The sequence below is a fragment of the Candidatus Kinetoplastibacterium desouzaii TCC079E genome (genome assembly GCF_000340795.1).
GTDB lineage: Bacteria > Pseudomonadota > Gammaproteobacteria > Burkholderiales > Burkholderiaceae_B > Kinetoplastidibacterium > Kinetoplastidibacterium desouzai.
This window is the reverse complement of sequence record NC_020294.1, coordinates 371,313-390,763: the sequence shown is the minus strand read 5'-3', so window position 1 is coordinate 390,763 and position 19,451 is coordinate 371,313. Positions and strand designations below refer to the sequence as shown.

General features: G+C 29.5%; 20 protein-coding genes. 9 read left to right on the top strand and 11 right to left on the bottom strand.

From position 1 onward, the window contains the following. Positions 1 to 48 precede the first annotated feature (48 nt). From CDSE_RS01850 to CDSE_RS01825, 6 genes are all read left to right on the top strand, one after another. Complete coding sequence (locus CDSE_RS01850; protein ID WP_015396313.1) at positions 49 to 2,112, top strand: carbon starvation CstA family protein; 2,064 nt, start codon at positions 49 to 51, stop codon at positions 2,110 to 2,112. Between the two features lie 22 nt (positions 2,113 to 2,134). Beyond that, on the top strand, positions 2,135 to 2,347 hold the full coding sequence (locus CDSE_RS01845) for a YbdD/YjiX family protein (RefSeq protein WP_015396312.1): 213 nt from the start codon (positions 2,135 to 2,137) through the stop codon (positions 2,345 to 2,347). Between the two features lie 150 nt (positions 2,348 to 2,497). Beyond that, complete coding sequence (gene guaB / locus CDSE_RS01840; protein WP_041186260.1) at positions 2,498 to 3,958, top strand: IMP dehydrogenase; 1,461 nt, start codon at positions 2,498 to 2,500, stop codon at positions 3,956 to 3,958. A gap of 18 nt (positions 3,959 to 3,976) precedes the next feature. After that, a complete protein-coding gene (guaA, locus tag CDSE_RS01835; protein WP_015396310.1) occupies positions 3,977 to 5,566 on the top strand; it encodes a glutamine-hydrolyzing GMP synthase in 1,590 nt (529 codons plus the stop codon). 93 nt (positions 5,567 to 5,659) lie between these two features. After that, complete coding sequence (gene lplB / locus CDSE_RS01830; protein ID WP_015396309.1) at positions 5,660 to 5,938, top strand: lipoate-protein ligase small subunit; 279 nt, start codon at positions 5,660 to 5,662, stop codon at positions 5,936 to 5,938. Positions 5,939 to 5,940: 2 nt separating this feature from the next. Further along, positions 5,941 to 6,720: a lipoate--protein ligase family protein gene (locus tag CDSE_RS01825; protein ID WP_015396308.1), complete on the top strand. Its 780-nt coding sequence runs from the start codon at positions 5,941 to 5,943 to the stop codon at positions 6,718 to 6,720. Here the strand turns inward: CDSE_RS01825 and CDSE_RS01820 are convergent. The 4 genes from CDSE_RS01820 to mltG are packed head-to-tail and all read right to left on the bottom strand — an operon-like array spanning position 6,717 to position 10,151. Further along, on the bottom strand, positions 6,717 to 7,505 hold the full coding sequence (locus tag CDSE_RS01820; RefSeq protein ID WP_041186259.1) for a TatD family hydrolase: 789 nt from the start codon (positions 7,503 to 7,505) through the stop codon (positions 6,717 to 6,719). The genes CDSE_RS01825 and CDSE_RS01820 overlap by 4 nt on opposite strands. An 11-nt stretch (positions 7,506 to 7,516) precedes the next feature. Beyond that, positions 7,517 to 8,533, bottom strand: coding sequence for a DNA polymerase III subunit delta' (locus CDSE_RS01815; RefSeq protein ID WP_015396306.1), 1,017 nt, complete (start codon positions 8,531 to 8,533; stop codon positions 7,517 to 7,519). Further along, the gene (gene tmk, locus CDSE_RS01810) at positions 8,530 to 9,159 is read right to left on the bottom strand and encodes a dTMP kinase (protein ID WP_041186213.1); all 630 of its coding nucleotides are present in this window, start codon (positions 9,157 to 9,159) and stop codon (positions 8,530 to 8,532) included. The genes CDSE_RS01815 and tmk overlap by 4 nt, the downstream gene beginning before the upstream one ends. Further along, entirely contained in the window at positions 9,156 to 10,151 is a 996-nt protein-coding gene (gene mltG, locus CDSE_RS01805; RefSeq protein WP_041186258.1) for an endolytic transglycosylase MltG, read from the bottom strand. The genes tmk and mltG overlap by 4 nt, the downstream gene beginning before the upstream one ends. Positions 10,152 to 10,221: 70 nt before the next feature. Between mltG and ygfZ the strand changes: the two genes are divergently transcribed. Then, positions 10,222 to 11,181 (top strand): CAF17-like 4Fe-4S cluster assembly/insertion protein YgfZ, encoded by a 960-nt coding sequence (gene ygfZ / locus CDSE_RS01800; protein ID WP_015396303.1) that lies wholly within the window; start codon positions 10,222 to 10,224, stop codon positions 11,179 to 11,181. Between the two features lie 13 nt (positions 11,182 to 11,194). On the opposite strand, the gene CDSE_RS01795 is transcribed toward ygfZ, so the two are convergent. After that, positions 11,195 to 11,887, bottom strand: coding sequence for a VIT1/CCC1 transporter family protein (locus CDSE_RS01795; protein WP_015396302.1), 693 nt, complete (start codon positions 11,885 to 11,887; stop codon positions 11,195 to 11,197). Positions 11,888 to 11,910: 23 nt separating this feature from the next. Then, positions 11,911 to 12,207 (bottom strand): RnfH family protein, encoded by a 297-nt coding sequence (locus CDSE_RS01790; RefSeq protein WP_015396301.1) that lies wholly within the window; start codon positions 12,205 to 12,207, stop codon positions 11,911 to 11,913. Between the two features lie 248 nt (positions 12,208 to 12,455). On the opposite strand from CDSE_RS01790, the gene smpB reads away from it, so the two are divergent. Further along, positions 12,456 to 12,914, top strand: coding sequence for an SsrA-binding protein SmpB (gene smpB, locus CDSE_RS01785; protein ID WP_015396300.1), 459 nt, complete (start codon positions 12,456 to 12,458; stop codon positions 12,912 to 12,914). 53 nt (positions 12,915 to 12,967) lie between these two features. Here the strand turns inward: smpB and ppsA are convergent, their stop codons facing one another. Then, positions 12,968 to 15,331, bottom strand: a complete 2,364-nt coding sequence (ppsA, locus tag CDSE_RS01780; protein ID WP_015396299.1) for a phosphoenolpyruvate synthase — start codon at positions 15,329 to 15,331, stop codon at positions 12,968 to 12,970. 166 nt (positions 15,332 to 15,497) lie between these two features. Here ppsA and ppsR point away from each other — a divergent pair, with 166 nt between their 5' ends. After that, positions 15,498 to 16,334, top strand: coding sequence for a posphoenolpyruvate synthetase regulatory kinase/phosphorylase PpsR (gene ppsR / locus CDSE_RS01775; protein ID WP_015396298.1), 837 nt, complete (start codon positions 15,498 to 15,500; stop codon positions 16,332 to 16,334). 53 nt (positions 16,335 to 16,387) lie between these two features. On the opposite strand, the gene rnhB is transcribed toward ppsR, so the two are convergent. From rnhB to fabZ, 4 genes are read right to left on the bottom strand one after another with little or no spacing between them, the layout of a single operon-like run. Beyond that, positions 16,388 to 16,969 carry a ribonuclease HII gene (gene rnhB, locus CDSE_RS01770; protein ID WP_015396297.1) on the bottom strand — a complete coding sequence of 194 codons (582 nt, stop codon included), beginning with the start codon at positions 16,967 to 16,969 and terminating at the stop codon, positions 16,388 to 16,390. 32 nt (positions 16,970 to 17,001) lie between these two features. After that, entirely contained in the window at positions 17,002 to 18,192 is a 1,191-nt protein-coding gene (lpxB, locus tag CDSE_RS01765; protein WP_015396296.1) for a lipid-A-disaccharide synthase, read from the bottom strand. Beyond that, positions 18,192 to 18,989 carry an acyl-ACP--UDP-N-acetylglucosamine O-acyltransferase gene (lpxA, locus tag CDSE_RS01760; RefSeq protein WP_015396295.1) on the bottom strand — a complete coding sequence of 266 codons (798 nt, stop codon included), beginning with the start codon at positions 18,987 to 18,989 and terminating at the stop codon, positions 18,192 to 18,194. Before lpxA ends, lpxB begins: the two co-directional genes overlap by 1 nt. Further along, positions 18,990 to 19,442, bottom strand: a complete 453-nt coding sequence (fabZ, locus tag CDSE_RS01755) for a 3-hydroxyacyl-ACP dehydratase FabZ (RefSeq protein ID WP_015396294.1) — start codon at positions 19,440 to 19,442, stop codon at positions 18,990 to 18,992. It lies immediately after the preceding gene. Positions 19,443 to 19,451 lie beyond the last annotated feature (9 nt).

Below are 19,451 nucleotides of genomic sequence, written 5' to 3'. Positions count from 1 at the left end.
AGAGTCTGGCCTCGTAAGAATCATATCATGCGACAGGAGTCAATTATTATGCAAAGTGGTACTAGGAGCTGTCATCAGCACCTAATATGGATAATTCTATCAATTATAGGAGCTTTTGCTCTTGGGTTTATTGCTCTAAATCGTGGAGAAAGCATAAATGCTTTATGGATTTTAGTAGCTTCTGTTTGTGTATATCTTATAGCATATCGTTATTACAGTAGATTTATCGCTAATAAAGTTTTTCAATTAAACTCTGAACGTATTACTCCAGCTTGGAAATATAATGATGGAATAGATTACGTTCCAACGAACAAACATGTTTTATTTGGACATCATTTTGCAGCTATAGCTGGAGCAGGGCCTCTAGTTGGTCCAGTATTAGCAGCGCAAATTGGTTACTTGCCTGGTATGCTTTGGATCTTAGCAGGTGTTGTTTTCGTTGGAGCAGTACAAGATTTTGTTGTTCTATTTATTTCAACAAGAAGAGATGGAAGATCCTTAGGAGATATAATAAAATCAGAATTAGGAACAGCCCCTGGTTTATTAGCATTGTTTGGAACTTTCATTATAATGGTAATTATATTGGCAGTTCTTGCTCTCATTGTAGTTAAGGCATTAACCCATTCTCCTTGGGGAACATTTACAGTAGCATCAACAGTGCCAATAGCGCTTTTTATGGGAGTATATTTAAGATATATTAGACCAGGAAGAATTGGTGAAATTTCCATTATAGGATTCATATTACTAATGGCTGCCATAGTTTTTGGCAAAGAAGCTGTTAATAATGAGCTGTTAATGTATTTATTTGATTTAGATGGGAAACAATTAACCTGGATTTTAATAGGTTATGGCTTTATAGCTTCAGTACTACCTGTCTGGCTTTTATTAGCACCTCGAGATTACCTATCAACATTTTTAAAAATAGGAACAATAATAGGTTTGGCTATAGGTATAGTAATAGTAGCTCCTGTTATGAAAATGCCTTCAATGGTTTTCCAATTTACAGACGGAACTGGACCAGTATGGTCTGGTAAACTATTTCCGTTCTTGTTTATCACTATCGCTTGTGGTGCTGTATCAGGTTTTCATGCTCTTATTGCTTCTGGAACAACTCCAAAATTAATAGAAAATGAACTTCAAACTAGATATATCGGCTACGGTAGTATGTTAATGGAATCTTTTGTGGCTATCATGGCATTAATAGCTGCAAGTATAATAGATCCTGGCATATATTATGCAATGAATAGTCCTGCTGCTATAATTGGAACAACACCAGAAGAAGTTGCTAGCGTCGTTTCAAGTTGGGGATTCGCCATTACTCCTGATGATTTAATACAAGTAGCAAAAGATGTAGGAGAGAGTAGTATTATTTCTCGAGTAGGAGGAGCACCTACACTTGCTGTTTGTATGGCTTATATTTTCCATCAAGTTATTGGTGGACCATCAATGATGGGATTTTGGTACCATTTTGCTATACTATTTGAAGCCTTATTTATTTTAACAGCTGTAGATGCTGGAACTAGAGCTGGTAGATTTATGTTGCAAGATTTATTAGGAGCATTTATACCATCATTTAAACGCACAGACTCTATATTAGCAAGCATCATAGCTACTAGTATGTGTGTTGCTGCATGGGGATATTTTTTATACCAAGGAGTAGTCGATCCATTAGGTGGTATAAATACATTGTGGCCATTATTTGGTATGGCAAACCAAATGTTAGCTGCTATAGCTCTTATATTAAGTACAGTAGTTTTATTTAAAATGAAGAGAGACAAATATGCATGGGTAACAATAATACCTACTATTTGGTTATTAATATGTACATTTGCAGCTTCTATTCATAAATTATTTGATTCTAATCCTAATATTGGATTTATAGCACATGCTCACAAATATAAAGATTCTATTGAGAATGGAATAATTCTATCACCAGCAGGATCTATAAATGAAATGCAAATGGTTATAAAAAATGATTATATAAATGCAAGTCTATGTGTTTTATTTATGTCAGTTGTTATAGGCATAGCGATATTTGGAGTACGTTCCATTTTCTTAGCAAGAAAAAGCGAAAAACCAACTTGTATAGAATCAGATTTAAATACTATTTAACCAATTTGCATGAGAAAACAAAATGTTATTTAATTTGATAGCTAAAAAAACTTCTATTGCTGGCAAGTATTTAGGCCAAACACTTAGATTAATGGTTGGAATACAAGATTATGATCAATATGTTAAACATATGAATACTAATCATCCAAATAAAACTCCACTTACTTATGAGGAATTTTTTAAGGAATGTCAAAATTCTAAATATGGAGTTAATGGCAATATTAAGTGTTGTTAATTAATCACGCATAAAACTAATAGCGCGGTAATATATCGCGCTATTTTTTTTTAAATATTATTCAATTGTTGCTTATCTGATAATATCATCTTCCATTAACATGTAAATGGCGTACAATCAAGAATTTATATAATTATCTAAATGTCAATAATGCATACTTTAAAAAAAGCTCTAACATTTGACGATGTGCTATTAGTACCTTCTTATTCAGAAGTTCTTCCTAAAAACGTGTCTCTCACAACAAAACTCACAAGAAACATTAAACTAAATATACCTATTGCCTCAGCAGCAATGGATACTGTTACAGAGTCTAGTTTAGCTATAGCTCTAGCTCAAGAAGGTGGAATAGGTTTTATTCATAAAAATTTAAGTCCAGATGCTCAAGCTAATGAAGTTTCTCGTGTAAAAAGACATGAGTTTGGTATAGTTATAGATCCTATAACAGTAACTCCAAATATGAAGGTATTAGAAGCTATAAATTTACAACGTAAATTTGGTATATCTGGTTTACCTGTTGTAGAAAACAATAAAGTAGTTGGTATTGTAACAAATCGAGATCTTCGTTTTGAGGTAAATCTAGATCAACCTTTAAAAAATATTATGACTCCAAAAGATCGGCTTGTTGTAATGAAAGAAGGTGCTACTTTAGTAGAAGCTCAAAAATTAATGCATAAACACCGACTAGAAAGAGTTCTAATAGTTAATTCTAATTTTGAATTATGTGGTTTAGCTACAGTTAAAGATATAGTAAAAAATACCGAACATCCTATTGCCAATAAAGATTCCCGTGGACAGCTTCGTGTTGGAGCTGCAGTAGGTATAAGTCATGACACAGAGGAACGTGTTGAAAAACTTGTAAATGCTGGAGCCGATGTAATAGTTGTAGATACAGCACATGGACATTCACTAGGTGTTTTAGAAAGAATTAAATGGATTAAGTCTAACTATAGCATAGATGTTATAGGTGGAAATATAGCTACAGCATCAGCTGCAAAAGATTTAGTAAAATATGGTGCTGATGCTGTAAAAGTAGGAATAGGTCCTGGATCTATATGTACAACTAGAATAATTGCTGGAGTTGGAATTCCACAAATAACAGCTATATTAGATGTCGCTAAAGCTTTAAAAGATACTGATGTGTCTTTAATTGCAGATGGTGGAATTCGTTATTCAGGGGATGTAGCAAAAGCCATAGCTGCTGGAGCCCATGTTTGTATGATGGGTAGTATGTTTGCTGGAACATCAGAGGCTCCAGGAGAAGAAATTTTATTTCAAGGCAGAACTTATAAGTCTTATAGAGGAATGGGAAGTATAGCAGCCATGGAAAAAGGATCTGCTGATAGATATTTCCAAGGTCACAACAAATCATCAGCAGATAAATTAGTTCCAGAAGGAGTAGAGGGTAGAGTTCCATATAAAGGAAGTGCTATTTTTATTATCTATCAATTAATAGGTGGATTACGCTCTTCAATGGGTTATTGTGGTTGCCAAACTATAAATGATTTACGAACTAAATCTGAATTTGTGGAAATTACATCAGCAGGAGTTCGTGAGTCTCATGTTCATGATATACATATCACCAAAGAAGCACCTAATTACAGATCAGATTAATATTTTATAACATATTTTATGAACCAACATATTTTAATTATCGACTATGGGTCTCAATTTACTCAACTTATTGCACGTAGAATAAGAGAATTAGGAGTTTATGCAGAAGTAATCCACAATAATATTGATAAAGAATTTATTAACAATAAGATTGATGTTGGATTGAAAGGTATAATTCTTTCTGGCAGTCATGAGTCAATAGACAATAATGATCATGATACACTTAAGAAATTTATATTAGAAATTGGTATTCCTGTTTTAGGCATTTGTTATGGAATGCAATTAATGGCAAATCAATTAGGTGGTCAAGTTAGCTTATCAACAAATCGTGAATATGGAGAAGTAGAACTTATAATCTCAAGCCCTAGTAAACTATTAGATGGAATACAAGTTATTAAAAATAACGATGATGTAAATATTCTAAAAGTATTGATGAGTCATGGAGATACTGTTACAAAATTACCTGATGGTTTTAAAAAAATAGCCTATACAAATTCTTGTCCAATTGCAGGAATGGAAGATAGCAACCGTAATCTTTATGGTTTACAATTTCATCCAGAAGTAACACATACAATATTAGGAAACAAAATACTCAAAAGGTTTGTAAAAAATATTTGCCAATGTGAATCAAACTGGAGTATGCCAAATTATATAGAAAATACAATATCAAGAATAAAATCTGAAGTTGGAGATGATAAAGTAATACTTGGATTGTCAGGTGGAGTTGATTCTTCTGTAGCTGCCATTCTAATTCATAAAGCTATAGGAGAAAAACTTACATGTGTTTTTGTTGATCATGGATGTATGAGATTAAACGAAAAAAAACAAGTAGAAAAAATGTTTTCTTCTTACCATATTAATATTATATACAAAGATGCATCTGATTTATTCTTTCAAAAATTGTCAGGTATAATTGATCCTGAAGAAAAAAGGAAGATAATAGGTGCTGAATTTATTAACGTTTTTCAATCAGAAGCAAATAAACTTGGTAACATAAAATGGCTAGCTCAGGGTACGATATATCCAGATGTTATAGAATCATCAAATGCTAAAAATGGATCTTCTAAGGTTATAAAATCTCATCATAATGTTGGTGGACTTCCAGAAAAAATGAATCTTAAGCTATTAGAGCCATTAAAATATTTATTTAAAGATGAAGTTAGAAAAATTGGCTTAGAATTAGGAATTTCACCTGAAATGATATTCCGACATCCATTTCCTGGTCCTGGATTAGCTGTAAGAATAATAGGTGAAGTAAAACCTGAATTTGTAAAAATATTACAAGGTGCTGATAATATTTTCATACAAGAATTAAGAAACAATCTTAATCAATTAACTGGTAAAAGTTGGTATGATTCAGTTTCTCAAGCTTTTGCTGTATTTTTACCTATAAAATCTGTAGGTGTTATGGGAGATCACCGCACTTATGAATATGTTATAGTCTTAAGAGCTGTAAATACTTTAGATTTCATGACAGCAAATTGGTCAAAAATTCCAGATGATTTATTATCAAAAATTTCATCCAGAATTATAAATGAAATTCCTGGTGTTAATAGAGTTGTATATGATATATCAAATAAACCTCCAGCTACAATAGAGTGGGAATAAGTATAATTTTCTATGCGTATAATATATATTATGTAAAGTAATATATATTATACTTTATAAACATCCCATAATTAATATATAGGTAAATACTAAATGCATGGTGAATATAAAGTACCAGGAGGTAAATTAGTTGCAGCTGATTTTGAGATTAATTCTGAAAATCAGATTTATAATATATATATTAGCGGCGACTTTTTTCTTGAACCCCCAGAAACTATAGACATAATAAATAGTTCTTTAGAAGGTATTTCAATAAAATCTACTGAATTAGTCATTAAAGAAAAAATAGAAAGCAATTTACCAAAAAATACTAAACTTTTAGGTTTTTCTTGCGAGGCAATTGCTATAGCTATAAAAAAAGCTTTGGAATAATTATGAAAAAAACTTGGAAAGATTATAATTGGCAATTAATTCATACTTACTCACAAGCACCTAATATACATATGGCATTAGATGCGTTAATCACAAAAGAAGTTAATGATGGTTTGAGACATCCCACATTAAGAATATGGGAATGGGCATCACCTGCTATAGTATTAGGTCGTTTTCAATCAATAAAAAATGAAGTAAATCAAGAAAAATCTAAAGAATATAATATAGAAATAGTAAGAAGAATTACTGGAGGTGGAGCTATGTTTATAGAGCCAGGAAACACTATAACTTATTCTATTAGCGCTCCTATAAATTTAGTAAATGATATGAGTTTTCAAGAATCTTATAAGTTTTTAGATGATTGGGTTATTAAAGCTCTTATAGACTTAGGAGTTCCTGCTAGATATAAACCAATAAATGATATCGAATCAGAAAACGGTAAAAAAATAGGAGGCGCTGCTCAGGCAAGATTTTCAAATTCAATACTACATCATGTAACAATTGCCTATTCTATAAATCAAAATAAAATGCTTGAATTATTGCGCATTGGAAAAGAAAAAATTTCTGATAAAGGAATAGAAAGTGCCAATAAAAGAGTAGATGATTCTGCCCTTATATCTACTGGATTTTCCAGAGAGCACTTTATAAAGAATATGATAGAAAAATTTTCTCAAATGTGCTCTCTAGAAAGAGTTGAGTTAGATAGTAAGACTATCAAAGCAGCAAAAAAACTATCTGAAGATAAATTCAAACAAAATTCTTGGATTAATATAGTCCCTTAACTGACCATTCTTTTATTGGCTTTTGTAAAAAGAGAATAAAAATTTTTACTTGATGATTCGGCTACTTCTGTTTCGGATATATCACGTAATTCAGCAATCTTTTTAGCAATATAAATTACATTAGATGGGTCATTAATTTTACCTCTATAAGGTTCAGGAGATAAGTATGGAGAATCTGTTTCTATCAATAACTTATCTAATGGTATTTTTTTAGCTACCTCTTGAATATTTTTTGCATTTTTAAAAGTAACAACACCAGACATAGAAATAAAAAAATTTAAATCCATTGCTAATTTAGCAATATTCCAATTTTCTGAAAAACAGTGTATAACCCCACCTACCTCATTAGCCCTTTCTTCTTTTAGGATTTTTAATGTTTCTAATGCAGATGAACGAGTATGTATTATCAAAGGAACCTTAGATAATTTAGCAGCTATAATATGTTTTCTAAAACGTTCTTTTTGTAAATCTACTAAATCTTGAGTTGCAGATCTATAATAATCCAAACCAGTCTCACCTATAGCTACTATTTTAGTATGCTTGGCTAATGAACATAAATCTTCTATAGAATATTCTTCTTCATCTATGCATTCAGGATGCATGCCTACAGAACCCCAAAGGTTATCATATTGAGAAACTAGTTTTAACAAGTCAGAAAAATCTTTTTTATTAACACCTGCAATAAGAGCAGAATAAACTTTTGAATTAATCATTTTTTCCAGAATAGATTCAATTTTATCCGATAATTCTGGTAAATTTAAATGACAATGTGAATCTATGAACATTTCCATACCTTTTATTTAAAAGATTCTATTGTTTTTTGCAAAATATTATTTGCAAATACTTTTTTATTTAATTTGTAATTGGACAATAAACTTTTATTATTTAACCAAATAAAAATATTTATACAAATTTCTTTATTAGTCCTACAACTTAACTTTTTAAAAATATTTTCTAAATTTATAAAATATTTAGGAGAAAAGCCATAAATTATCATAATTAGATCAAAAAATATTTTTTGAAATATTTCTATAAGCTCAGGAATAATTATTGTGTCATAATTGTCTTCTAATATTGAATAAATAGGAACTTTTATATCATTTGATAGCATATCTAATAAATTCTTAATCCATATATGACAGGGATTATCACGTTTTTTACTATAATAAAAAGCATTTATTGGCGCTCCACCAGTAAAAGATAACCATTCTTTTGAATTGTTAACATTATTCTTATTTAACCAGTCTAAAGAAATATTATTATTTGGTATAGGTAGATAAATTCTTTGACAACGAGATATAATTGTAGGCAGAATACCTTCTAAATAATCTGCCACTATAATAATAATTACATTAGGTGGAGGTTCTTCTATTATTTTTAATAAAGCATTAGAAGAAACTATATTTAAATTATTAGTTTTATATATAATAATAATCTTTTTATTGTTACGATAAGGAGTAATATTTATCCAAGGAATTATATCTCTAATCTGATCGATACGAATCTCGTTTGATAATTGGATAGAATTATCATTGCAATCCTCTGTAATCAAACCAGATAATGCATCAGGCAATAAAAATTTTATATCAGGATGATTATTGTTTTTTATTAAATTACATGATACACAATGACAACAAGCAAAATTATTTGTTAAATTTTCACATAAAATAGTAGCTGCAAATGATGTTGAAAATTCAAATTTGCCTATTCCATTCAAACCATTTATCAACCATGCATGGTGAATTCTATCAATGTTCTTTAACCATTGAGCAGCTAAATCAAACTGCCATGGGAAAAATGAGCAACTAATCATAATACATAAGTTTGATTTAATAAATTATTAATATGTTCTAATATCTGCATTTGTACAATATCAATAGAATTTTCAGATTCTATAATCTTTATTCTATCTTTAGATTTATCAGCTATTTCTAAATAACCATTCCTAATTTTATCAAAATAATTTACCATTTTTTCAAATTTATCTAATTTTCTATCCTTAGAAAATCTTTTTAACATTGTTTCAAATGATATATCAAATAAAAATGTAATATCTGGATTAAACCTCAAATCAATCCAAAACTGTAAGTCTTGAATTCTATTAAAATCTAAACCTTTACCAAATCCCTGATATGCATAAGTAGCATCAATAAATCTATCTGATATCACCCATTTACCTGATAATAAGGATGGTTCTATAACTGCTTTAAAATGTTCATACCTAGCAGCAAAAATTAATAATGTTTCTGTTTCTACTTCCATATTAATGTTTACTATTAGCTCTCTTAATTGCTCCCCTAAAAATGTTCCTCCTGGTTCTCTAGTTACTACTGAGTCAATTCCTTTAGTATTTAGCATATTACTTAACCAGCATGCATTACTACTTTTACCTGATCCATCTATTCCTTCTAGAGTTATAAACTTTCCCAATTTTTTCACATTTTACCTTTCTTCAATGAAAATTCTTTAACCTTATTATTATGCGATTCTAATGTCTTAGAAAAACTAGTACTTCCATCCCCTCTAGCAACATAATAAATATAATCATGTTTATATGGATTCAATGCTGCATATAAAGAAGATTTACTAAAAGAACAAATAGGAGTAGCAGGTAAACCACTCCTTGTGTATGTATTCCATGGATTATCTTTTTTTAAATCACTATTCTTAATTTTACCTTTAAATAATTTACCCATGCCATATATAATTGTTGGATCTGATTGTAAACGCATGCCAATTTTTAATCTATTATTTATAACTCCACTAATAGTAAATCTATCTTCTTCGTTACTTGATTCTTTTTCTATTATAGAAGCTACAATCATTGCCTCATATGGAGTTTTTATTGCAATATCTTTACTTCTATTATTCCATGCTTCTGAGAGAATCTCATTAAATTTATTATGAGCTATTTTTAAAACCTCAAAATCTGTAATACCATGAGATATATAATAAGTATCAGGATAAAAAAGTCCTTCCGGAGTTAATATGACAGAATCTAACATTCTCATCAATTCGTAATCACTTACATTATCTATTGTTTGTTTAATATGAATGTTTTTTTTTAAAGCCTGACGAAATTGAATAAAATTCCACCCTTCTATAAATAAAATACGATTTCTATGATTACAATCACCTTTTATAAATTTATTCATTAATGAATAAGGAGTATCATTAGTACTTATTTCATAATCACCAGCTTTAAATTTCTGATCATTATTATATAAATAAGTCATCCAAATGAAATTTCTTTCATTAAAATGAAAATCATTTTGATTTATTGAATTAACTATAAATTTAACTGAATTCCCAGATTCTACAACTATTTGAATTTTTTTATTTTCTAATAATGAAATTGGTATTCTAGTCCAAATTATAAATGACATAAATAAAATATACCAAATGACTGTTAGAATGTTTATTAATTGCATAACTAATAAATTCATTCTTTTTATTTGATAAAATTTAACCATAATATTTAAACATAAGAAATCATAAAATATGAAACAACACCTTACATTTTATACAGAATTGGATGAATTTATAATAATAAATATATCAGGAATAGACGCAGAGTCTTTTTTACATCGACAATTTACACAAGATATATTTTCATTATCAAATGATAGCGCAACCATATCAGGATATTGCCAGCATAATGGAAAAGTCATAACAACAAATATTTTGTGGAAAGAATTTAACGACAAACAAAATCTAATAAATATAAATTGTTTAATAAAAAAAGATATAGCTCAACTATTCATAAAAAGATTAGAACTATTTAAATTAAAATCAAAAGTAAAAATTCATATTGATCCTAAAGAACCAATAGGGATTACCATATCAGAAGAAAATATAACATATATAGAAAAAAAATATTCTCTAGAGTTACCTAAAGAAAGATTACAAATTTCAAATAATAAATTAGGAACTTGGATTGTTGCTCCTTCGTCTATAAACAAAAGATGGTGGTTAATACCAAAAGAATATTTCTATTTAGAGTTCATTAAAAACAACAAGAACATTTTTAAATCAAACGAATTTTCATTTAGAGATATCTGGAAATACTTTGATTTTATTAATCAAATTCCTTTTATAGGAATTCAAAACAGCAACCTTTTTTTAGCACATAGTTTGAATCTAGATTTGATTGGAGCAATAAGTTTTAATAAAGGATGCTACCCAGGACAAGAAATCATTGCTAGAATGCATTATAGAAAAACCATCAAATATCGTATGAAATTAGGTTCTTTAAATTTAATAGATAAAAATAACTTATCTACAAATGAAATCATAGGAAAAGATATATTTTATATTAATATAGAAAATCCATGTGGTAGAGTGATAGATTACCTATATATAAATAATAAATTATTTCTATTATTAGAAATAAAGACAAATTATGACACAATCCATAAAGATATATATATAAATAATATTAAAATCAATTTAATTGCTTGATAAACAAACAATTTTACTTAGTAAAAATATCAAGAAATGTTCCAGTAATAGATGCAAATACCATAGATATACCTCCAAGAATAGCAATTCTTCTTATGGCAGGCCATACTTTAGCTCCACCAGTTAATGCTGAAATAGCACCTAAAGAAGCTAAAGAACAAACTGAACCTATTATTACAGAAGGAATTAGAATATCTTCTGGAGCTGTAATAGAAATTAATATAGGTAAAATAGAACCAATAGAGAAAGAAATAGAAGAAGCAACAGCAGCTTGAAAAGGACGAGCGCGATTATGAATTGATATTCCCAATTCATCCCTAGCATGAGCATCTAGAGCATTATGTAGAGTTAATTGCTCAGCTACACTTGCAGCAAGATCATAAGATAAACCACGATCAACATAGATCTGTATTAATTCTTCTAATTCTTCTTCATGATTTTTCTTAAGAGAATACTGCTCCATTTGCAAATCAGCATTCTCTATATCAACTTGAGATTGCACAGAAACATACTCTCCAACAGCCATTGATAAAGAACCAGCGATTAATCCAGCTAAAGCAGTGCTAATAATAGTGTAATAATCACAATGTGTTGAAGCTATGCCAGTGATTAAACTTGCTGTAGAAATAATGCCATCATTAGCTCCTAATACAGAAGCTCTCAACCATCCAGATCTAAAAATTCTATGATGTTCTTTTGTTGGCATAATATAAAACACTTGATAATAAATTATAAATAAATTTTATTTTTCTTTGTAATTCTTTTTATTCTAGATTGTTTAGGATCTTGTAATAACTCTCGATATACTTCAATCCTATCATGGTTATGTAACTTAGTATTAAAACTACTAAGTTTTCCAAAAATACCAATATTATTTGATAAATATTCAAAATTTTTTATCTTCAATATAAATGTTGATTTATTTAGAGCATCTAATATAGTTGCATTTTCTAACATATTAAGAGATTCATTATATGAATGACCAAACTCATCAACATAACATATGGAAACTATTATATGATTCATACTATTTCTAAAATACTTATAAAATATATTATTATTTAATAAATAATTTAAGTTATATAAAATTATCTAAAAATTCATCAACAATCAATCAAACAAACATTAATCTTTAAATCGAACAACTGACTATAATAACATAATTAAATAGAAGTTGATTTAAAATAAACGTTATTGGTTTATTATATATATGATAATACCTACTTATTCAATATATAATAATATTATCATCACTTAACAAATTAAAATATAGTATGAAAATTATAGAAAACAAGAAGTCTTATCATGATTATTTTATAGAAGATAAATTCGAAGCTGGTATTGTTCTTCAAGGATGGGAAGTTAAATCAATAAGAGATAAAAGAGTTAATATAAAAGAAGGTTATATTATTATAAAAAATGGAGAAGTTTATATAATTGGAATGCATATAAGCCCTTTAAATACAGTTTCTAATCATGTTAATCCTGACGTTTATAGAACAAGAAAATTATTACTTAATAATAATGAAATAAAAAAACTTATAGGTAAAGTTGAACAAAGAGGATATACGCTTATACCACTTAATCTACATTTTAAGAATAATCGAATAAAAATAGATATAGCTTTAGGAAAAGGAAAAAAATTATATGATAAACGTAATGATTCTAAAGAAAAAGAATACAAAAAAGAACAAGAAAGATACTTAAAAGACAATAAACTACAAAAACATTAGCATGCCAAAAATAATCGATAATATCAATTATTTGGCATGCTATATAAATAAGACTAACTTGCTAAACGCTGCCAGGTATCTATTACTGTATCAGGATTTAAAGAAATAGATACTATTCCTTCTTTATGTAACCACTTTGCAAAATCAGGATGATCACTAGGTCCTTGACCACATATTCCAATATATTTACCTTCTTCTAAACAAGCCTTAATAGCTCTTTGTAGCATAAATTTAACAGCCAAATCTCTTTCATCAAAATCTGCAGTTAAAAGTTCCATGCCAGAATCTCTGTCAAGACCTAACGTAAGTTGGGTCATATCATTTGATCCAATAGAAAAACCATCAAAATATTTCAAAAATTCCTTAGCTAGGATAGCATTACTTGGAACCTCACACATCATTATTATTCTAAGGCCGTTCTCGCCTCTTTTTAATCCATTTTCAGCCAACAAATCAATTACCTTGCTAGCTTGATTAATAGTTCTAACAAATGGCACCATTATTTCTATATTTGTTAAACCCATTTCATTACGAGCTTTTTTGAATGCCTCACACTCCATTCTAAAACACTCTCTGAAATCATCAGATATATACCTAGAAGCACCTCTAAAACCTAACATTGGATTTTCTTCTTCAGGTTCATATCTAGATCCACCAATAAGTTTTCTATATTCATTAGATTTAAAATCAGACAAACGAACTATAACTGGTTTAGGCCAAAAAGCAGATGCTATAGTAGATATACCTTCTGACATTTTTTCAACAAAGAATGCACGAGGACTAGCATATCCACGAGCAGCAGATTCAACAGCCTTTTTTAAATTATAATCAACATTAGGGTAATCTAATACTGCTTTAGGATGTACACCAATATTATTATTGATGATAAATTCCAAACGAGCTAAACCAACACCTGAATTAGGTAATTGCGAAAAATCAAAAGCAAGTTGAGGATTACCAACATTCATCATTATTTTAAGATCTATTTTAGGCATTTCCCCGCTATGAACATTTTCAACTTCAGTTTCTATAACTCCATCATAAATTTTACCTTCATCACCTTCTGAGCAAGAAACTGTTACATACTTTCCTTCAACAAGAATTTCAGTAGCCTCTCCACAACCGACAACAGCAGGAATTCCTAATTCACGAGCAATAATAGCAGCATGACAAGTACGTCCACCTCTATTGGTTACAATAGCAGAAGCTTTTTTCATAACAGGTTCCCAATTAGGATCAGTCATATCTGTTACTAAAACATCACCAGCTTGAACTTTATCTATTTCAGATGTATCGGAAACAATTTTGACTGGTCCAGATCCAATCTTTTGTCCTATAGATCTACCTGTTATAAGAACTTTACCAGTTGCTTTTAATTTATATTTTTGTTGAATGTCTTTAGTGTTTTGTTGTGATTTAACAGTTTCAGGACGAGCCTGCAATATGTAAATTTTTCCATCAACCCCATCTTTACCCCATTCTATATCCATAGGACGAGCATAATGTTTCTCAATAATTACAGCATATTTTGCCAATTCAAGAATTTCTGAATCAGTTAATGAATACTTATTACGTTCAGAAAGTGGAACATCAACCGTACGAACATACTCATCAGAATTAAATTCTGTATTAAATTCCATTTTTATAAGTTTAGAACCAATACGACGACTTATAATTGCATCATAACCTTTAGAAAGAGTAGGTTTGAAAACATAGAATTCATCAGGATTAACAGCTCCTTGAACTACTGTTTCTCCTAACCCATAAGATGAGGTAATAAAAACAACATCAGGAAATCCAGATTCTGTATCTATTGTAAACATAACACCAGCACTACCTTTATCTGATCTAACCATTCTTTGAATACCTGCAGATAAAGCAACTTCTGTATTATGATAACCTTTATGAACTCTGTAAGATATAGCTCTATCGTTATATAATGAAGCAAAAACATATTTTATCTTGCTTAAAATATTATCGATACCTGTAACATTCAAAAATGTTTCTTGTTGACCAGCAAAAGAAGCATCAGGTAAATCCTCTGCTGTGGCTGAGGATCTAACAGCAAATGATCCATTACCATCTTTATCTAAAACTGAAAATGCATTGCGTATTTCTTTTTCAAATTTCTCAGAAAAAGAAGCATCCATAATCCACTGACGAATTTCTGCTCCTACTGTAGATAATTCTTGCACATCATCTGCATCTAATGTAGATAATCTTTTAGCAATTCTTTCATCAAGAAATGATTCACTTAAAAAATCTTTAAATGCTTGTGCTGTTGTAGCAAAACCACTTGGAACTCTAACTCCTGCATCTGACAACTGACTAATCATTTCTCCAAGAGAAGAATTTTTACCACCAACAGAGTCAACATCAGACATACGAAGTTTTTCAAAAGGTACAACGTAAGGCATTATAATCACCCCAAAAATAAAAATAAAAATAAAAAATAATTTGATCAATACATATTCACTTAATGTATTCATCAAATTACTCAAAAAATTTAAATAATATATTTTTAAGATTATACAGTTTATTATTAATAAACAAAATTAAATACTTTACTACAAAGGAAGATAAATGAATGATACAAGCAAAATAGAAAGAACAGTTTATCTAGTGTCAGATGGCACAGGTATCACAGTTGAAACATTTAGCAATGCTGTCTTGTCACAATTTGATAAAGCTTATTTTCAACAAATACATTTACCTTTCATAGACTCTATAGAAAAGGCTCAAAAATCTGTAATTATAATTAATAAAAATGCCCTTGAAACAGGTTATCCTCCTATAATATTTAGCACCTTAGTAAATCAAGAAATAATGACTTTACTAAAAAACTCAAACTGTATATTTTTAGATTTATTTGGAACATTTGTAAATCATATTGAAAAAGCTATAGGACAAAAATCTAACAACTCTATTGGTAGGTCTCATATGGTTTCAGACTCTGAAAAATATAGAAACCGTATAGATGCAATTAATTTTTGTTTGGCTCATGATGATGGTCAATTTGTTAATCAATTAGATAAAGCTGATGTAATATTAATTGGGATTTCTCGTTGTGGTAAAACACCAACTAGTCTATATTTAGCCATGCAATATGCTATAAAAGCAGCTAATTTTCCATTAACCCCAGATGATTTTGAAAGAAATATGTTGCCTTCTACTATAGTACCATACAAAGATAAATTATTCGGATTATCAATACATCCAGAAAGACTATCAGAAGTAAGAAATGAAAGAAGACCTAATAGTAAATACGCAACAATTGAACAATGTCGCTATGAAGTTATGGCATCTGAAAAAATGATGAGAAGAGAAGGTATATCATGGCTATCTACTACAACTAAATCAATAGAAGAAATATCGACCACAGTATTGCAGGAAATAGGTTTATCTAGAACATTAGCATAAAATATAAAAAATATTTAGGATTACTTAGAAGTATTTAGCAATAAGAGAATGATTCATAGTATATATTTTATAGGAGCAAAACTTCTTCTATGTGCTAAACATGGACCATTAAGTTCGATTAATTTTAAATGTTCAGAAGTACAATATCCATTGTTCTTATCAAATAAATATTGTGGATATTCGGTACTTAACTGCACCATTTTTTTATCTCTTTCTGTTTTAGCTAAAATAGATGCGGCAGAAATAGATGGTACGAATTTATCACCTTTAATTATAGTTTGTGTTTTACACCTTAATAAAGGTGATATATTACCATCTATTAAAGCCATTTCAGGTTGAATTCTCAAACCAGTCACTGCTCTTTGCATCGCCAAAAGAGTAGCTTGTAATATATTTAAATTATCTATTTCTTCGATGCTAGCACTCGCTACAGACCAAGAAAGAGATTTCTCCTTAATAATGAGAGCCAAAGACTCTCTTTTCTTTTTGCTTAGTGTTTTTGAATCAGCTAATCCATAAATTGGATTCTCATGATCTAATATTACTGCTGCAGCATAAACTGGACCAGCCAATGAGCCCCTACCTGCTTCATCAACTCCAGCTGTGCAAATATTATAATCTAAAACTATTTTCATAAAACTATAAATAATATATTAATTAAAAATTGTTAACCGTTATCTAAAATATCTATAATAGTTTCAGCAACTAATTTCGGAGTATCCAACATTAACTCTAAATGCATTTTTGTAAAAGTTTTAACTATATATTCTTTATAACCTTCATCTATTAAAACATTTAATAAAGCCTCAGCTAGTGATTTTGGAGTTGCTTTTTCTTGAAGAAATTCAGGAACCACAAAACAACCAGATAAAATATTAGGAAGACCTATCCAAGGTAAATATGGCTCTTTTTGACCTGAATGCCATGACATAATGTGCCTCACTAAAGGAGAAACAACATAAGAAATCACCATAGGTTTCTTAAATAATGCAGCTTCTAAAGTAGCTGTTCCACTAGCTAGTAAAACTGCATCACTAGCTTCCATTGCATACCAAGAAATAGGTTTTTGAAGATTCTTATAATTAAGAAAATCTCTTCTACTAAAACACTTAAGATTAGACACAGGATAATATGATAATATCTCTTCAAACTCTTTACGCCTTAACTCATTTGCCATTGGTACTATAAAATACATTTGTGGGTGAATTTTATTTAGAATCTGGGCAGTTTGTAGAAATAAAGGTGCAAGGTTTCTTATTTCAGATGATCTACTTCCAGGTAATATAGAAATTAATTGTATATTTTGATCAATATCTAAAAATTCACGAGCCAATTTTTTTGAAGATTTCAATGGTATAGATTGTGCTAATGGGTGACCAACATAAGTAGCTGGAATACCTTCTCTCATATATATTTTTTTTTCAAAAGGAAAAACAACTAACATATGAGAGACAGCTTCCCTTATCATTCTTAATCTATCATATCTCCATGCCCATATAGATGGACTTACAAAATGAATTGTAGGTATATTATTTTTTTTAAGATCACGTTCTAAACGTAAATTAAAATCAGGCAAATCTATACCTAAAAATATAGAAGGTTTATCTATAAGCCATCTTTTTCGAATATTTCTATATATACCAAATATTTTAGGAAAATCCAAAATAGCATCTACATAACCAAAAACAGACAAACTATCCATAGGATATAAAGAATTAAATTCTACACTAGCTAGTTCTATCCCTCCTATACCTTCATAAATAGCATTTTCAAAATAGTTATTTAAACCTGAAACTATTTGTTTGGCTAGTAAATCACCAGATGGTTCTCCTGTAACAATACCAATACGCAATGTCATTACCTTACTATACTACGATCAGAGTTTTCTAAAAAATCTACAATCAACTGTATACACTCAGAACTCTCTTTAGATTTTTTTTCATAAGAAATTAAATATGAACGAGCCTCATTTAAAGATAAACCTCTACGATAAATAATTTTATATGCTGTTTTAATTTCAGAAATTATTTTCGCTGAAAACCCTCTACGCTTTAACCCTTCAATATTAATTCCTATTGGACGAGAAGGATTACCTGAACATAACACAAAAGGCGGAACATCTTGTTTAATAGCACTATTACCACCAATCATTGTATGATTACCTATTTTTGAAAATTGATGAACCCCACTGAGACCACCTATTATAGCCCAATCACCAACTTTAACATGCCCTCCTAACTGAACAGCATTTGCTAAAATAACGTTATCACCTACTTTACAATCATGAGCAATATGAACATAGGCCATAATCCAATTATCATTACCTAATATTGTTTTGGATTCTCCTTGAATAGTCCCTATATTAAATGTTGTAAACTCTCTAATAGTATTACGAGAACCTATAATTAATTCTGTCTTTTCTCCATTATATTTCTTATCCTGAGGCAAAGACCCGATAGAACAAAATCTATAAAACACATTATCCTTACCTATTTTAGTATTGCCATCAATACAACAATGAGGACCAACTACTGTTCCAGAATCTATAGATACATTACTTCCTATTATACTATACGGACCAATAATTACTGAACTATCAATTTGTGCAGATAAATCAACAACAGCTGTTGGATGTATATTTATATTCTTTTGCATTTAGTTTTCCAAACTGCGTATAGCACACATCAAATTTGTCTCTGCTGCAATTTGATTGTCAACTAAAGCCTTAGCCTTATATTTGCAAACTGAATTACCTAAACGATCGATAGAAACCTCAAGCCGCAATTGATCTCCAGGTATCACAGGTTTCCTAAAACGAGTATTATCTACTCCAATTAAATAATAAGCAGTATTATTATCAATACCAACATCATCATTCTTTAAAGCAAAAGAAAAAATTGCCGCAGCCTGAGCCAATGCCTCTATAATAAGAACACCTGGCATTACAGGAAAATGAGGGAAGTGACCCTCAAAAAAAGGTTCATTTACAGAAACATTTTTAATAGCCACTATGGACTTACCTGGTATCATTTCTAAAACACGATCAACTAATAAGATAGGATAACGATGAGGCAAACGTTTCATTATTTCTCTAATATTTAAATTCATCTATAAAAA

Bases quoted from the DNA above. Each gene is read 5' to 3' on its own strand.
- CDSE_RS01850 (WP_015396313.1), top strand. From the start codon at position 49: ATGCAAAGTGGTACTAGGAGCTGTCATCAGCACCTAATATGGATAATT.
- CDSE_RS01845 (WP_015396312.1), top strand. From the start codon at position 2,135: ATGTTATTTAATTTGATAGCTAAAAAAACTTCTATTGCTGGCAAGTAT.
- guaB (WP_041186260.1), top strand. From the start codon at position 2,498: ATGCATACTTTAAAAAAAGCTCTAACATTTGACGATGTGCTATTAGTA.
- guaA (WP_015396310.1), top strand. From the start codon at position 3,977: ATGAACCAACATATTTTAATTATCGACTATGGGTCTCAATTTACTCAA.
- lplB (WP_015396309.1), top strand. From the start codon at position 5,660: ATGCATGGTGAATATAAAGTACCAGGAGGTAAATTAGTTGCAGCTGAT.
- CDSE_RS01825 (WP_015396308.1), top strand. From the start codon at position 5,941: ATGAAAAAAACTTGGAAAGATTATAATTGGCAATTAATTCATACTTAC.
- CDSE_RS01820 (WP_041186259.1), bottom strand. From the start codon at position 7,505: ATGTTCATAGATTCACATTGTCATTTAAATTTACCAGAATTATCGGAT.
- CDSE_RS01815 (WP_015396306.1), bottom strand. From the start codon at position 8,533: ATGATTAGTTGCTCATTTTTCCCATGGCAGTTTGATTTAGCTGCTCAA.
- mltG (WP_041186258.1), bottom strand. From the start codon at position 10,151: ATGCAATTAATAAACATTCTAACAGTCATTTGGTATATTTTATTTATG.
- ygfZ (WP_015396303.1), top strand. From the start codon at position 10,222: ATGAAACAACACCTTACATTTTATACAGAATTGGATGAATTTATAATA.
- CDSE_RS01795 (WP_015396302.1), bottom strand. From the start codon at position 11,887: ATGCCAACAAAAGAACATCATAGAATTTTTAGATCTGGATGGTTGAGA.
- CDSE_RS01790 (WP_015396301.1), bottom strand. From the start codon at position 12,207: ATGAATCATATAATAGTTTCCATATGTTATGTTGATGAGTTTGGTCAT.
- smpB (WP_015396300.1), top strand. From the start codon at position 12,456: ATGAAAATTATAGAAAACAAGAAGTCTTATCATGATTATTTTATAGAA.
- ppsA (WP_015396299.1), bottom strand. From the start codon at position 15,331: ATGCCTTACGTTGTACCTTTTGAAAAACTTCGTATGTCTGATGTTGAC.
- ppsR (WP_015396298.1), top strand. From the start codon at position 15,498: ATGAATGATACAAGCAAAATAGAAAGAACAGTTTATCTAGTGTCAGAT.
- rnhB (WP_015396297.1), bottom strand. From the start codon at position 16,969: ATGAAAATAGTTTTAGATTATAATATTTGCACAGCTGGAGTTGATGAA.
- lpxB (WP_015396296.1), bottom strand. From the start codon at position 18,192: ATGACATTGCGTATTGGTATTGTTACAGGAGAACCATCTGGTGATTTA.
- lpxA (WP_015396295.1), bottom strand. From the start codon at position 18,989: ATGCAAAAGAATATAAATATACATCCAACAGCTGTTGTTGATTTATCT.
- fabZ (WP_015396294.1), bottom strand. From the start codon at position 19,442: ATGAATTTAAATATTAGAGAAATAATGAAACGTTTGCCTCATCGTTAT.